The organism is Planomonospora algeriensis (assembly GCF_977012225.1).
In genome coordinates, this window is record NZ_CDRNDK010000129.1 from 1 (window position 1) to 14,358 (window position 14,358).

Here is a 14,358-nt window from a genome sequence, read left to right on the forward strand (position 1 = left end):
CGACGGCCCGCGCAGCCGTACGGGCGCCCCGGTCAGGGCCGTCCGTATCCCGGGTACGGCCCGCCGGGCCACCTCCCGCCGGGCCATCTCCCGCCGGGCCATCTCCCGCCGGGCCATCTCCCGCCGGGATACGGCGGGCCGGTTCAGCCGTCCGGGTACGGCGAGCCGTACGTCGACCCCGCCGGCGGGCGGGTGCTGCGGTCGGTGCTGATCCTGGCCGCGATCGCCGGGGTGGTCACGGTGCTCGTAGGGATGATCCTCATGGTCTCCGCGCCCGAGCAGTACGGCCTCGCCGACCAGCGGACCACCCTGCCGCCGCGGGTGCAGCCGAGCGCGGCCGGGGCGGAGCAGTACTTCCAGGCGGCTCCGACCGCGCCGCCGCCGCAGCCGAGCCTGCCGGCGGCCCCGCCGCTGCAGCCCTCGACCCCGGTCCGCCTGGTCATCCCGAAGCTCGGCGTCAAAGCGCCGATCAAGTCCGTCGGGCTCGACCGGCAGGGGGCGATCGAGGTGCCGCCGGTGAGCGATCCCAACCTCGTCGGCTGGTACCGCTCGGGCCCCACGGCGGGGGAGGCGGGACCGGCGATCATGCTGGGGCACAAGGACACCCGGAGGGGGAGCGCGGTCTTCAGCCGCCTCCACGAGATCCGCAACGGCGACGTCATCGAGGTGCACCGCCAGGACGGCCTGATCGCGGTGTTCACCGTGGGCGGGCTGGAGCAGGCGGAGAAGTCGGTCTTCCCGACGCAGCGGGTGTACGGCGAGTCGGCCGTGCCGCAGCTCCACCTGATCACCTGCGGCGGGACCTACAACCACGCGACCGGTCACTACACCGACAACGTGATCGCCTACGCGACGATGACGGGCACCCGCCGGGCATGAGCGCGGACACCGTCCCAGGGACCGGGGGAGCCGGAGTGGCGGACCGGCCGGATTCCGGCGCCGCCAGGCTGATGGTGCGGGCCGACGGATTCCTGCGGCGGCGGGTGCACCCGCTGGGGCTGGCCGCGACGGTGGTGCTGGCCGCGTCGGCCTACGCCGTGCTCGGGCTGGTCAAGCTGGCCACCTTCCGGGCCAGCATCTTCGACCTGGTCATCTTCGACCAGGCGGTGCGCGGCTACGCGGGCTTCGGGCCCCCGGCGGCGCCCGCCGTGGGCGTGAACTACGGCCTGGGCATGGACTTCCTCCAGCTTGCCGATCACTTCTCGCCGATTCTCGCCGTCCTGGCCCCGCTGTACTGGATCCACGACGGGCCGCAGACCCTGATCATCGCTCAGGCCGTCCTGCTCGCCCTGGCCGCGGTCCCCGTCTGGCACTACGCCGCGCGTCGCCTCGGCCCGGTCCCCGCCCACCTGGTCGCGGTGGCCTACGCGGTGTCGTGGCCGGTCGCGCAGGCCGCCGGGTTCGACTTCCACGAGGTGGCCTTCGTCCCGCTGCTGAGCGCGATCATGATCGAGCGCTTCGACGCGGGCCGCCGGGGCGTGGCGGTCCTGGCGGCGCTGGGCCTGCTGCTGGTCAAGGAGGACATGGGCCTGCTCGTCGCAGGTTTCGGCGCGTACCTGTTCGTCACGCGGCGCAGGCTGGAGGGGACCGCGTTCGTCCTGTTCGCGCTCGCGGCGCTGACGACGATCCGCGGTGTCCTGATGCCGATGGCGGGAGCGGGCGAGGCGGGTTTCCACTGGGCCTACGGCCGGTGGGGGGCGACCATGGGCGAGGCCGCGGCCGGGATGGCGCGCGATCCGCTGGGAACGCTGTGGCAGTTCGTCAGCCCGGAGATCAAGGTCGATACGCTGGCCTTCCTCTTCTGGCCGGTGCTGCTGACGGCGCTGTTCTCACCGCTCACCCTGATGGCGGTCCCGATGATCGCCGAACGCTTCCTGGGTGACCGGTCGCAGTGGTGGGGGCCGGACCACCACTACAACGCCTTCATCGTGGCGGCTCTGCTGTGCGCGGGCGTGGACGGCGTGGACCGGCTGGGACGGCGCCTGCGTGACCGGCGCGCGGGCCGGGACCCGGACGCGGCGGAGAGGCTGGGCGCGGCCGAGGGCCAGGGCGCGGCCGCGGCCCGGACCGAAGGCCGGGGTGCGGAACGTGCGGTGGGCCGTCACTGGGCGGTCGCCGTCTGCGTGATCGCCATCACGCTGATCCCGCGCTTCGCGCTCGGCAACCTGGTCGAGTGGTCCTTCTACGAGGGGGACCCGCACGTCGCGGCGGCCCGGGAGGCGGTGGCCGCGGTGCCGGACGGGGTGGTCGTCGAGGCGGTCAACCACGTCGGACCGGCGCTCACCTCGCGGACGACCGTGCTGCTCTGGGGCCCCACGGCCCGCGACGCGCCGTGGATCGTGGCGGACGTGGACCGCTGGTCCTTCCCGTTCGGCGCCCACGAGCTCCAGCGGCAGCGGGTGGACGAGGCCCTGCGCAGCGGCTACCGCACGGTCTTCGAGAGGGACGGCTACATCGTGCTGCACCGGCCGTCCTGACCGGGCGTCCTGACCGGGGAAGCGGAGATCCGGGGCGGGGAGGGGGCGGCCTCGAACGGTCGAGCCGAGGCGTCCGGCGGTCGCGGGCTCCGCGTCCGGCCATCGGGCCCCTGCGGCTGAAATTTTCAGACACCCCTCCGGAAAACCTCGCGATCCCTGCTCGGAGGGTGAATCTGACCTGACACGTTTCAATCCGATGGCCGTGACCGGGGGAACCGGGGCTCCCGTCGATTGACGCCCTCATCCACACGTTCTACCTTTCTGAAGGCCAGGAAAGCGCATTCCATCAGAAGATTCGCAGACCGTCCCGTGCATCCTCCCTGCTCCCGGCCACCCATGCCGTCATGGCCCGGCCGGGAAGCGTCGGAGAGGCCGGCGAATCCCTGAGCCCACCCCCCACGGTTCAGATCGGAGCTGGAGATGAAACGTTTTAAAGCCCTGCGGCCACGTCCGCGTCGAAGGGCGGCCATGGTGGCCGTCCTGGCGGCGGGCACGGCGATCGGCGGCTGGCAGGCGGCTCCGGCGGCCGCCGTGTCCACGCCGGCCGCCGGGTCCTACACCCTGGTCAACGCCGCCAGCGGCCTGTGCTTGGACGTCTCCGGGCAGAGCACCGCCGACGGTGCGCGGCTCGTCCAGTCCGCCTGCAACGGCGCCACCGCCCAGACGTGGGACCTGTCGACCGTCTCCGGCGGCTGGCGGCTGACCGCCGCCCACAGCGCCAAGTGCGTGGGTATCTCCGGCAACAGCACCTCGGCGGGCAAGGCCGCCGTCCAGCAGAACTGCTCGACCAGCGCCTTCCAGAGCTGGAACCTGGAGCTCGTCAGCGGTTCGACCTACCGCGTCGTCAACCTCGGCAGCGCCAAGTGCCTCAACGTCAAGGACAGTTCCACCGCCGCCGGTGCCACCGTCCAGCAGAACTCCTGCGACTCGGTGGTCAGCAAGCGCTGGACGCTCGAGCCCGCCACGAGCGCGAGCCCGTCGCCCACCGCCACCCCGACGGCCACGCCCACCGCGACCCCGACCCCGACCGCGACCCCGACCCCGATCCCGACCCCGACGGTGATTCCGGCGGGCGCCAAGCAGGTCGAGGACCTCGACCGCGGCCTGGTCAGCGTGCGTTCCGGCAACGGGAACCTGGTCTCCTGGCGGCTGCTGGCCACCGACCCGGCCGGCGTGGGCTTCAACCTCTACCGCGACGGCACCAAGGTCAACTCCACGCCGATCACCGGCTCCACCAACCACCTGGACGGCGGCGCCGCGGCCGACGCCTCCTACACCGTGCGGGCCGTGGTCAACGGCGCCGAGCAGGCCGCCTCCGCGCCCGCGCTGCGCCTGGCGAGTGGCTACCTGGACGTGCCGATCTCCCCGCCGCCGGGCGGCACCACCCCCGACGGCGTCGCCTACACCTACGCCGCCAACGACGCGAGCGCCGGCGACCTCGACGGCGACGGGCGGTACGAGCTCGTGCTGAAGTGGGACCCGTCCAACGCCAAGGACAACTCCCAGTCCGGTCACACCGGCAACGTGTTCGTCGACGCCTACCGGCTGGACGGCACCCGGCTGTGGCGCATCGACCTGGGCCGCAACATCCGCGCCGGCGCGCACTACACCCAGTTCCAGGTCTACGACTACGACGGCGACGGCGACGCCGAGGTGGCGATGAAGACCGCCGACGGCACCCGCGACGGCGCCGGCACCGTGATCGGCTCGGCGAGCGCCGACCACCGCAACTCCTCCGGCTACGTGCTGTCCGGCCCCGAGTACCTGACCATGTTCGACGGGCGCACCGGCAGGGCCGCCTCGACGGTGGACTACGTGCCGGCCCGCGGCACCGTCTCGGCCTGGGGCGACTCCTACGGCAACCGGGTCGACCGGTTCCTGGCCGGCACCGCCTACCTCGACGGGCAACGCCCGTCCCTGATCATGGCCCGCGGCTACTACACCCGCAGCGTGATCGTCGCCTGGGACTTCCGCAACGGCGCGCTGACCCGCCGCTGGACGTTCGACACCAACAGCTCCACCAACTCCGGCAGGGGCTACGACGGCCAGGGCAACCATGCCCTGACCGTGGGCGACGTCGACGCCGACGGCAAGGACGAGATCGTCTACGGCGCGATGACCGTCGACGACAACGGCGCCGGGCTGTGGACCACCAAGCTCGGCCACGGCGACGCGGCGCACCTGGGGGACCTCGACCCCGCCCGCCCCGGCCTGGAGTACTTCAAGGTGAGCGAGGACAAGTCCAAGCCGGGCTCGTGGCTGGCCGACGCCCGCACCGGCCAGGTGCTGTGGTCCACGGCCTCCGGCACCGACAACGGCCGCGGCGTGGCCGGCGACATCTGGGCGGGCAGCCCCGGCGCCGAGGCCTGGTCGGCCGCCGACACCACGCTGCGCAGCGCCACCGGCGCGGCCCTGGGCCGCGAGCCCTCCTCGATCAACTTCCTGGCCTGGTGGGACGGCGACCCGGTCCGCGAGCTGGTCGACCAGACCCGGATCGACAAGTACGGCACCGGCGGGGAGACCCGGCTGCTGACCGCCTCCGGCGTGCACTCCAACAACGGCACCAAGGCCACCCCGTCCCTGGTGGCCGACCTGCTGGGCGACTGGCGGGAAGAGGTGATCTGGCCGACCGGCGACAACCGGGCCCTGCGCGTCTACAGCACCCCGCACCGGACCGACCGGCGCATCACGACCCTGATGCACGACCCGCAGTACCGCACCGCGGTCGCCTGGCAGAACACCGCCTACAACCAGCCGCCGCATCCGGGCTTCTTCCTCGGCGACGGCATGGCGGCCCCGCCCCGGCCCAACGTCTACGTGCGCTGAACCCGCGCGGAGAACACGGGTCCGGTGCCGCCGCGGCGCACCGGACCCGCGGCGGTACGGAGCCGCCACACGCGCCTTCGCGGGGCTCCCGCCCGGACCCGGGCGGGAGCCCCTTCCCGTTTCGGGGCCGTCCCGCCCTGGAATCCCCGGGAGGGCGCGGGCGGAGGTTCTGAGGTAACCTCCTACTGACAGAATGATGCTCGGTTTCATTGGGACGGGACCCAGGAGGCACTGTGGCAGAGGCGTACATCGTCGGGGCGGTCCGTACCCCGGTCGGCAAGAAGAAGGGCGGGCTGTCCACCGTCCACCCCACCGACCTGGCCGCGCACACCCTCAAGGCGCTGATCGACCGCACGGGCGTCGACCCGTCCGCGGTCGAGGACGTGATCATGGGCTGTGTGATGCAGTTCGGCCCGCAGAGCATGGACATCGCCCGTAACGCCTGGCTCTCGGCGGGCCTGCCGGAGAGCGTCCCCGGCGTCACCATCGACCGCCAGTGCGGCTCCTCCCAGCAGTCGATCCACTTCGCGGCCCAGGGCGTGCTCTCCGGCACCCAGGACCTCGTGGTCGCCGCCGGCGTGGAGTCGATGAGCATCGTCCCCATGGGGGCGAGCATCACCGCCGCGCTGGAGAAGGGCATGCCCTTCCCGTTCGGCGACGGCTGGGTCGAGCGGTACGGCAAGCAGGAGATCTCCCAGTTCCGCGGCGCGGAGCTGATGTGCGAGAAGTGGGACCTGTCGCGCGAGGAGCTCGACCGGTACGCCTACGAGAGCCACCAGCGGGCGGCCAAGGCCGTCGCGAACGGCTACTTCAAGGACCAGATCGCCCCGATCAACGGCGTCGAGGACGACGAGGGCCCGCGCCCCGACTCCACCCTGGAGAAGCTGGCGGGGCTGAAGACCCTGCGTGAGGGCGGCCGGATCACCGCGGCCAGCTCCTCGCAGGTCTCCGACGGCTCCGGTGCGCTGCTGATCGCCTCCGAGCAGGCGGTCCGCGACCACGGCCTGACCCCGCGCGCCCGCATCGTCACCCTGACGCTCGCCGGAGACGACCCGGTCTACATGCTGACCGCGCCCATCCCCGCCACGCGCAAGGCGCTGAAGCGGTCGGGCCTGTCCATCGACGACATCGACGTCACCGAGATCAACGAGGCGTTCGCCCCGGTCCCGCTGGCCTGGCTCAAGGAGATCGGGGCCGACCCGGCCAAGGTCAACCCGAACGGCGGCGCGATCGCCCTGGGCCACCCGCTCGGCGGCACCGGCTCGATCCTGATGACCAAGCTGCTCCACGAACTGGAGCGCACCGGCGGCCGGTACGGCCTGCAGACGATGTGCGAGGGCGGCGGCCAGGCCAACGTCACCATCATCGAGCGCCTGTAGCGCGGACCCGCCCGCGCCGCACGCCGTACGGCACGCGGCACGGGCGGATGAGAGAAGGCGCCGCGGTCCCCTAGTGGGAGGGACCGCGGCGCCTTCCCCTTCAGCGGCCGCCCTTGCCGGGGATCCGGCGCGGCTGCTGGGTCGGCCTCACCGGCAGGTGCGGTCTGGGCATCTGCCGGGGCACTGGCGGCATGGAGGGCAGGGTCCGCTCGGGGAGCGGAGTGCGGGTCCGGGTCTTTCCGGAACGCTTGGCGGTTGCGCGAATTCGCATATGGACTCTCCTTCGAAGACGATGACGACGCGGCGCCGCGAAGGGCCGTGCCGGAAACTCAGCTGCCGCGTCAGGACTACGGGGCCAGAGGGCTGAGTGCGGGCGGATCAGTCAGTGGCTGATCGACGCCGGCTTCTAGGAGAAAATCCACATGACGATGACGGTACGCGCCCGGATCGGGTCGATGCAAGCCATTTAATTTTGGTTTCTTCCTACCGATTCCGGGCGCGCGGCGGCGACCGCCGGACCCGTGCCGCCGCCGAGGGACGGCGGCACGGGACGGCGGCGGGAGACGACCGGCGTCAGTGCACCGGTCGGCGTCGGTGCATCGGCCGGTGTCAGTGCACCGGCCGGCGGAGGTTCTCGGCGGCGGAGGCGCCGGGCTCGGACGGGGAGATCCAGGGCCCGTCGGCGGAGGCGTCCAGGATGCCCTCCTCGGCGAACGTGTAGCGACCCTTCAGCAGGTGCTTCGCCAGCCGTACGTCGCCGGAGTCGGTGTTGTCCCAGAGGCGGTCGAAGAGCGCCTCGGCACGCAGCCGCGCCTGGCGGCAGAAGGTGTCGGCCAGCTCGGCGGGGCGCCGGCCCAGCTCGGCCTCCTCCTCGCGGGCCCGCACGCAGACCGCGGTCATCGCGAACAGCTCGGCGCCGATGTCCACGATCCGGCCCAGGAACCCCTGCCGGTGCTCCAGCCCGCCCTGCCAGCGGGACATGCCGTAGAAGGTGGAGCGGGCGAGCCTGCGGCCGGTCCGCTCGACGTAGCGCAGGTGCGTCGCCAGGGGGCCGAACTCCGCGTAGGAGCCGGGCCGGTTCCCCGCCCCCGCGACCAGGGTGGGCAGCCAGCGGGCGTAGAACCCGCCGGCGCGGGCGGCGGCGCGGGCCCGGTCGCGCGGCGCCGCGGCGGGGTCGACCAGCTCGCCCGCCACCGACAGGTGCGCGTCCACCGCCTCGCGGGCGATCAGCAGGTGCATGATCTCGGTGCTGCCCTCGAAGATCCTGTTGATCCGGACGTCCCGCAGGAGCTGCTCGGCCGGGACCCCGCGCTCACCCCGGGCGGCCAGCGACTCCGCGGTCTCGTAGCCGCGCCCGCCGCGCAGCTGGACCAGCTCGTCGGCGACCTTCCAGACCATCTCCGAGGCGTACAGCTTGGCGAGCGCGGCCTCGATCCTGATGTCGTTGCTCTCGTCGTCGGCCAGCCGGCAGGTCAGGTCCATCACCGCCTCCAGGGCGTAGGCCGTGCCGGCGATGAAGGCGAGCTTGCCCGCCACCGCCTCGTGCTCGCCGATCGGGCGCCCCCACTGGACGCGCTCGGCGGCCCACTCCCGGGCGATCTTCAGCGCCCATTTGGCGTTGCCCGCGCAGGCGGCCGGGAGCGAGAGCCGCCCGGTGTTCAGCGTGGTCAGGGCGATCTTCAGGCCCTGCCCCTCGCGTCCGATCAGGTTGGCGGCGGGCACGCGCACCCGGTGGAAGCGGGTGACGCCGTTCTCGATGCCGCGCAGGCCCATGAACGCGTTGCGCCGCTCGACGGTGATCCCGGGGCTGTCGGCCTCGACGACGAAGGCGGAGATCTTCGACCCGGTGCGGGCCATCACCACCAGCAGGTCCGCCACGACGCCGTTGGTGGTCCAGAGCTTCACGCCGTCGATCACGTAGTCGTCGCCGTCCCGGACCGCGGTGGTCGCCAGCCGCGCGGGGTCGGAGCCGACGTCGGGCTCGGTCAGCAGGAAGGCGGAGATCTCACCCTTGGCGCACCGGGGCAGGAAGGCGCGCTTCTGCTCCTCGCTGCCGAACAGCTTCAGCGGCTGCGGCACCCCGATCGACTGGTGCGCGGAGAGCAGCGTGCCCAGCGCCGGGCAGTACGAGCCGGTGAGCATCAGGGCGCGGCCGTAGTAGAGGTACGGCAGGCCCAGCCCGCCGTACTCCCGCTTGATGGTGATGCCGAAGGCGCCGAGTTCGGCCAGGCCCTTGACGACCTCGTCGGGCACCTGCGCGGTCCGCTCGATCAGCGCGGGGTCGACCTTGCTCTCCAGGAACCTGCGCAGGGCGTGCAGGAAGTCCTCGCCCCGGCGGACCTCCGCCTCCGGCAGCGCCGGGGCGGGATGGACGAGGTCGAGGCGGAAGTCGCCCAGGAACAGCTGCCGGCCGAAGCTGGGCCGGGTCCACTCCTTCTCGCGGGCCTGCTCGGCCACCGCACGTGCCTTGGCGTAATCGGTCGTCATCGTGACCTCCTCGGACGCGGATGCCTCCGACGCTACGCCGGGGCGGCAGGCCCGAGAAGACACCGGCGGCCGGGGCGGCGCCCGGCGGGCGGCCCGGCGGCCGCGCTACTGCGGTACGCGGGCCACACAGAAGACGGTCTGCCCGAAGGGAGGCCGGACGAACCGCTCGATGAAGCGGGTGGCGGGGACGACCGTGCGGTCGTAGATCTTCACCAGCCGCGGGTCGGGGTAGCCGACGCCGCCGCGCCGCACGGCGGCCCACCACGCGATGCCGCCGAGGAAGTTGATCGGCTTGAGCACGTCGATGTCGAGGCCGGCCTCCGTGACCGTGCTGCGCAGGGTGGCGGGGGTGTAGCGGGTGACGTGGCCGACCTTGCGGTCGAAGTCCCCGTACAGCTGCATGTAGCCGGGGACCCAGATGACGATCCGGCCGCCGGGCAGGGTGACGGCGGCGAGCGAGCGCAGGGCCTCGACGTCCTCCTCGATGTGCTCCAGGACGTTCATCATGACGACGGTGTCGACCTTCTCCCCGATGGGGATCTCCGTCGGCAGGCCGAACTGCAGCACGTCGATGTCGTCGCGCCCGGTGAAGCGCTTCTTGAGCTGCTCCACGCAGTAGGGGTCGAAGTCGCTGACCACCAGCCGGTCCAGGCGGGGCAGGAACTGCTCGGCGAAGTGGCCGAGGCCGGAGCCGATCTCCAGCATGGAGCGGCCCACGTGCGGGGCGACCATGTCGAACTCGTACTGGCGGTAGTTCCTGGCCTCGTCCCCACCGAGGTGGTTCTCCAGGGCCTCGTCGCCGGCCGCGGGTTGCACTACGCGGTCATACCCAGACATGCGGTTCCGTCCAGCTCGCAGAAGACCGCGGCGCGGCGGCCACGGCTACGGACAGGCAGAGTCTAGTGGCCGTTCCCCTCGACCGGCCCCCCAAACTCCCCGAAGAGGACATCCGGCGACCCCGCTGGAAGGGACGCGGAGAAGGGCACCGGGAGTCCGCCGGGAGCGCGTCGAGACCACGCCGATCATCGCGGTTATCTTTTTGTACCATTTATGGGTATTTGACGGACATTGACATTTAAATGAAGGCAACAATGAATATTGTCGGCGAGCGGGAGAAGATTCAATCCCGCAATGGAGGGGGGATTTCCTCCCGGGGGGAAAATCCCCACCCTGAAACGGTTTCATGTCCGGCCCGTGACCTTGACCGGGTGTTATTCCTGGTACGCGGAAGGAGCTGGAATCGATGGAACCGAACCCGTGGTGGCGTGGGAACCTCCCCGCGGAGGCGAGCAGCTTCGTCGGCCGCGAGACGGAGGTGAGAGAGCTGGTGAAGCTCCTGGCTGAGACGTCGCTGGTCACGGTGACGGGTCCCGAGGGCGTCGGAAAGTCGCGGATCGCCGTCAAGGCGGCCGAGGAATGCCGGGACGCCCATCTGGACGGCGTGTGGCTGGTCGAGCTCTCCGGCGAGCGCAACGGCGACCTGCTCGCCCACACGGTCGCGGCCGTCCTCGGTTTCCGCGAGGAGTCCACCCGATCCCAGTCCGAAGTGCTGGTGGAGTTCCTGGCGGGCAAACGGCTCCTGCTCCTGCTGGACACCTGCGAACAGCTCCTGCCCGCCTGCCGCGACCTGCTCACCCGCGTCCTGGCCCGCGCACCCGGCGTACGGATCATCGCCACCTCCCGCCAGCCCCTCGGCCTGGACGGCGAGACCGTGCTGCCCGTCGAGCCGTTCCGCACGCCCGACCCCGCCGCCGGACCCGGGGGAGTGCTGGACGACGACGCGCTCCGTCTCTTCCTCGACCGGGCCGGGACCGCCGCGCCCGGCCCGGCCCTGGACGAGGCGGGGCTGAAGGCCGCCGCCCGGATCTGCCGGCGGCTGGACGGCATCCCCCTCGCCGTCGAGCTGGCCGCGGGGCAACTGCGGAACATGCCGGTGGAGCCGTTCGCCGAGCGGCTGGACGGCCGGTTCGCCGCGCTCTCGGCCAACCGGGCCCTCGTCTCCCCGCACCAGACGCTGCGCACCGCGGTCGGCTGGACCCACGAGCTCTGCAGCCCCGCCGAACGCCTGCTCTGGGCGCGCCTGTCGGTCTTCGCCGGGAACTTCGACGCCGAGGCGGCCGACTGGGTCTGCGGGGACGAACACCTGGCCGACGTGCCGGGCCTGCTGACCGCCCTCGTGGACAAATCGCTGCTCATCAGGGTCCCCGGCGGCTACCGCCAGCTCGACACGATCCGGGAGTACGGCAGGGAGCAGCTCGTCCGGCTCGGGGAGGAGGACCGGATGGCCGAGCGGCACCGCTGCTACTACCTCGACCTGGCCCGCCGGGCCGACGCCGGTTGGTACGGCCCCGACCAGGAGATGTGGGCCCGGCGGCTCAACTCCGCGATCACCAACTTCCGCGTCGTCCTCGACTCCGGCTCCCCCGCCAGGACGGCGGCCCCCGGCCGGATCCCCGTCCCCGCCTCCGTCGAGCTCGCCGGAGCGCTCTGGATCCTCTGGTTCTGCCTGGGCCGCCTGCGCGAGGGCCGCTACTACATGCGGCGGGCGATCGAGGCCGCGTCCCCCACTGACCCCGGCCTGCCCAAGCTCCTGTGGGCCGACGGCTGCGTGGCCATGGCCCAGGGCGACCTGGAGTCCGGCCGCCGCCGGGCCGAGACCGCACTGGCCGTGGCCCTGGAGTGGGGCGACTACGAGGCGGCGGGACACGCGCGGCTCCGCCTGGCCGTCCGCTCGCTGTGCGTCGGCGCCCTCGAAGAGGTGGAGCCCGGCGTCAAGCTCGTCATCGAGTACTTCCGGAGGGCGCAGATCATGACCGTGAGCGAGCCGCTCGCCCTGGTGACCGCAGCCATGGCGGCCACGTGGCGCGGTGACTTCGCCAAGGCCATCACCGTGCTGCAGGAGGTGCAGCGCCTCTGCGACGACCGCGGCGAGCGCTGGGCCCGCGCCACCGGCGACTACGTGCTCTCCATCGCCCAGCTCGGCCTCGGCCGGGTGGAGGAGGCCGAGCTGGCCGCCCGCCAGTCGCTCGACGCCAAGTGGCGCCTGCGGGACACCACCGGCGTGGCGCTGGCCCTCGACCAGCTGGCGGTCATCGCCGCCGTCCAGGGCGACGGCTACCGTACGGCCCGGCTCCAGGGGTCCGGCATGCGGCTGTGGGCCACGTTCGGGTTGCGGGGCTTCGGCTCGGAGAGCATGTCCGAGCCGCGGACCGTCGCCGAGCGCACCGCCCGCCAGCTGCTCGGCGACGACGCCTACGACACGGTCTTCGCCGAGGGACACGACGACGACCCCGACTCCGCGGTGGCCTACGCCCTCGACTGAGCCGGGAGGGGTCCCGCCGCGCGCCGGACCCCGCAGGTCCTGCCGGCCCGACGGCCCTGACGGTCCTGCGGGTCCGGTCGATCCGGCGGGCCCGGCTACCCGCCCGGTCGGTCGCCGGGCGCGGCCAGCCAGGCGTCCACCTTCTGCAGCAGCTCCTTGCGCACCTGCTCGGGGGCGGCCGAGGCGCGGATCGACTGCCGGGCCAGCTCCGCCACCTCCGCGTCGCGGAAGCCGTACACCTCCCGGGCCAGCTCGTACTGGGGCAGCAGCCGCGAGCCGAACAGCAGGGGGTCGTCGGCGCCCAGCGCGATCGGCACCCCGGCGTCGAACAGCCGCCGCAGCGGCACGTCCTCGGCCCGCTCGGTCACCCCCAGTCCGACGTTCGACATCGGGCAGACCTCGCAGGTGATCTGCCGGTCGGCGAGCCGCTCCATCAGCCGCGGCGACTCCGTCGCCCGGATCCCGTGCCCCACCCGGTCGGCGCCCAGGTCGTCCACGCACTCGGCCACGCTCGCCGCGCCCAGCAGCTCCCCGCCGTGCGGTACGGCCAGCAGCCCGGCCCGCCTGGCGATCCGGAAGGCCCCGTCGAAGTCGCGGGCCCGGCCCCGCCGCTCGTCGTTGGAGAGCCCGAACCCGACGACGCCCTGGTCGAGGTAGTGGGTGGCGAGGCGGGCGAGCGTCTTGGCGTCCAGCGGATGCCGGGTCCGGTTGGCGGCCACCACGACCGCGATCCCGATCCCGGCGTGCTCGGCGGCCCGGTGCACGGCGTCGAGCACCAGCTCCATCGTGGCGGTGAGCCCGCCGAACCGGTGGGCGTACCCGGACGGGTCCACCTGGATCTCCAGCCACGCCGAGCCCTCGGCGGCCTCGTCCTCGGCGGTCTCCCGCACCAGCCGGTAGATGTCCTCCGGGCGCCGCAGGGCCGAGCGCGCGATGTCGTAGAGCCGCTGGAACCGGAACCAGCCCCGCTCGTCGGTGGCCCGCAGCTTCGGCGGCCAGTCCTGCACCAGCGCGTCCGGCAGGTGCAGCCCGTGCTCCCGCGCGAGCTCGATCAGGGTGGTGTGCCGCATGGAACCGGTGAAGTGCAGGTGCAGGTGGGCCTTGGGCAGGGCGCTGAGCGGACGTGGCATTTCCATATGGTGCCGTACCCTCGCGGTCCGGCGGGCCGGACCTCTCAACCCGCGGGCGCGTCCGTGCGTTGGGAGGGACGAAAGGGGACCTCGCTGATGACGGAAGAAGACGAGGCGGCCTTCGACGAGTTCCTGGCCGCACGGAGTACGGCGCTGCTGCGCACCGCGATCCTGGTCTGCGGGGCGTCGGCGCACGACGCCGAGGACCTGGTGCAGCACGCGCTGGAGAAGGTCTACCGGCACTGGGGCCGGATCCGGCACGACAATCCCGAGTCCTACGCGCGCAGGACCGTGGTCAACGCGGCGATCAGCGCCTCCCGCCGCCGCCGGGTGATCCAGGAGATCACCTTCGCCCGGCCGCCGGAGACCCTGGTCGACGACCCGGACGTGGAACTGCGCGACACGCTCCTGGCGGAGCTGCGGAGACTGCCCGCGCGGATGCGCGCGGTCCTGGTGCTGCGCTACTGGGAGGACCTGTCGGAGGCCGAGACCGCCGCGCTCATGGGCTGCTCGGCGGGGACCGTGAAGAGCCAGGCCGCACGGGGGCTGGCCAGGATCCGCGAACGCATCGGCACCCTGGAAGGAGTGTTCGGATGAGGCTTGAGGAAGAGCTGGCCGAGGCGATGGAGGCGCACGTCGCGGACGTGCACGCCGGCCCGTCGATGGGTGCGGCGGTCCGCCGCCGCCACCGCGCCCGCAGAGTCCGCTCCCGTACGGCGGGCGCCGCGCTGGCCACC

General features: G+C 72.6%; 10 protein-coding genes. 6 read left to right on the plus strand and 4 right to left on the minus strand.

Features of this window, described 5'->3' with window-relative positions; translation table 11 throughout:
* The first annotated feature begins 204 nt into the window (after window positions 1-204).
* The 4 genes from ACWJ6R_RS15695 (at window position 205) to ACWJ6R_RS15710 (ending at window position 6,682) form a co-directional block, all read left to right on the plus strand.
* Window positions 205-879, plus strand: coding sequence for a class F sortase (locus ACWJ6R_RS15695; RefSeq protein WP_449062928.1), 675 nt, complete (start codon window positions 205-207; stop codon window positions 877-879).
* On the plus strand, window positions 876-2,477 hold the full coding sequence (locus ACWJ6R_RS15700) for a DUF2079 domain-containing protein (RefSeq protein ID WP_449062929.1): 1,602 nt from the start codon (window positions 876-878) through the stop codon (window positions 2,475-2,477). Before ACWJ6R_RS15695 ends, ACWJ6R_RS15700 begins: the two co-directional genes overlap by 4 nt.
* 468 nt (window positions 2,478-2,945) lie before the next feature.
* Window positions 2,946-5,303 (plus strand): rhamnogalacturonan lyase family protein, encoded by a 2,358-nt coding sequence (locus ACWJ6R_RS15705; protein WP_449062930.1) that lies wholly within the window; start codon window positions 2,946-2,948, stop codon window positions 5,301-5,303.
* Between the two features lie 233 nt (window positions 5,304-5,536).
* Entirely contained in the window at window positions 5,537-6,682 is a 1,146-nt protein-coding gene (locus ACWJ6R_RS15710; RefSeq protein ID WP_449062931.1) for an acetyl-CoA C-acetyltransferase, read from the plus strand.
* Between the two features lie 100 nt (window positions 6,683-6,782).
* Here ACWJ6R_RS15710 and ACWJ6R_RS15715 read toward each other — a convergent pair whose 3' ends face one another.
* The 3 genes from ACWJ6R_RS15715 to ACWJ6R_RS15725 all read right to left on the minus strand — a co-directional run bounded on the left by ACWJ6R_RS15715 (window position 6,783) and on the right by ACWJ6R_RS15725 (window position 9,985).
* Entirely contained in the window at window positions 6,783-6,953 is a 171-nt protein-coding gene (locus ACWJ6R_RS15715; RefSeq protein WP_189235093.1) for a hypothetical protein, read from the minus strand.
* A 338-nt stretch (window positions 6,954-7,291) separates the two neighbouring features.
* Window positions 7,292-9,169: an acyl-CoA dehydrogenase family protein gene (locus ACWJ6R_RS15720; RefSeq protein ID WP_449062932.1), complete on the minus strand. Its 1,878-nt coding sequence runs from the start codon at window positions 9,167-9,169 to the stop codon at window positions 7,292-7,294.
* A 105-nt stretch (window positions 9,170-9,274) separates the two neighbouring features.
* Entirely contained in the window at window positions 9,275-9,985 is a 711-nt protein-coding gene (locus ACWJ6R_RS15725; RefSeq protein ID WP_449062933.1) for a class I SAM-dependent methyltransferase, read from the minus strand.
* Between the two features lie 427 nt (window positions 9,986-10,412).
* On the opposite strand from ACWJ6R_RS15725, the gene ACWJ6R_RS15730 reads away from it, so the two are divergent.
* Window positions 10,413-12,491 (plus strand): ATP-binding protein, encoded by a 2,079-nt coding sequence (locus tag ACWJ6R_RS15730; protein WP_449062934.1) that lies wholly within the window; start codon window positions 10,413-10,415, stop codon window positions 12,489-12,491.
* 95 nt (window positions 12,492-12,586) lie between these two features.
* On the opposite strand, the gene ACWJ6R_RS15735 is transcribed toward ACWJ6R_RS15730, so the two are convergent.
* Window positions 12,587-13,621 carry an adenosine deaminase gene (locus ACWJ6R_RS15735; protein WP_449062935.1) on the minus strand — a complete coding sequence of 345 codons (1,035 nt, stop codon included), beginning with the start codon at window positions 13,619-13,621 and terminating at the stop codon, window positions 12,587-12,589.
* A 96-nt stretch (window positions 13,622-13,717) separates the two neighbouring features.
* Here ACWJ6R_RS15735 and ACWJ6R_RS15740 point away from each other — a divergent pair, with 96 nt between their 5' ends.
* Window positions 13,718-14,218 carry a SigE family RNA polymerase sigma factor gene (locus tag ACWJ6R_RS15740; protein ID WP_449062936.1) on the plus strand — a complete coding sequence of 167 codons (501 nt, stop codon included), beginning with the start codon at window positions 13,718-13,720 and terminating at the stop codon, window positions 14,216-14,218.
* Window positions 14,219-14,358 lie beyond the last annotated feature (140 nt).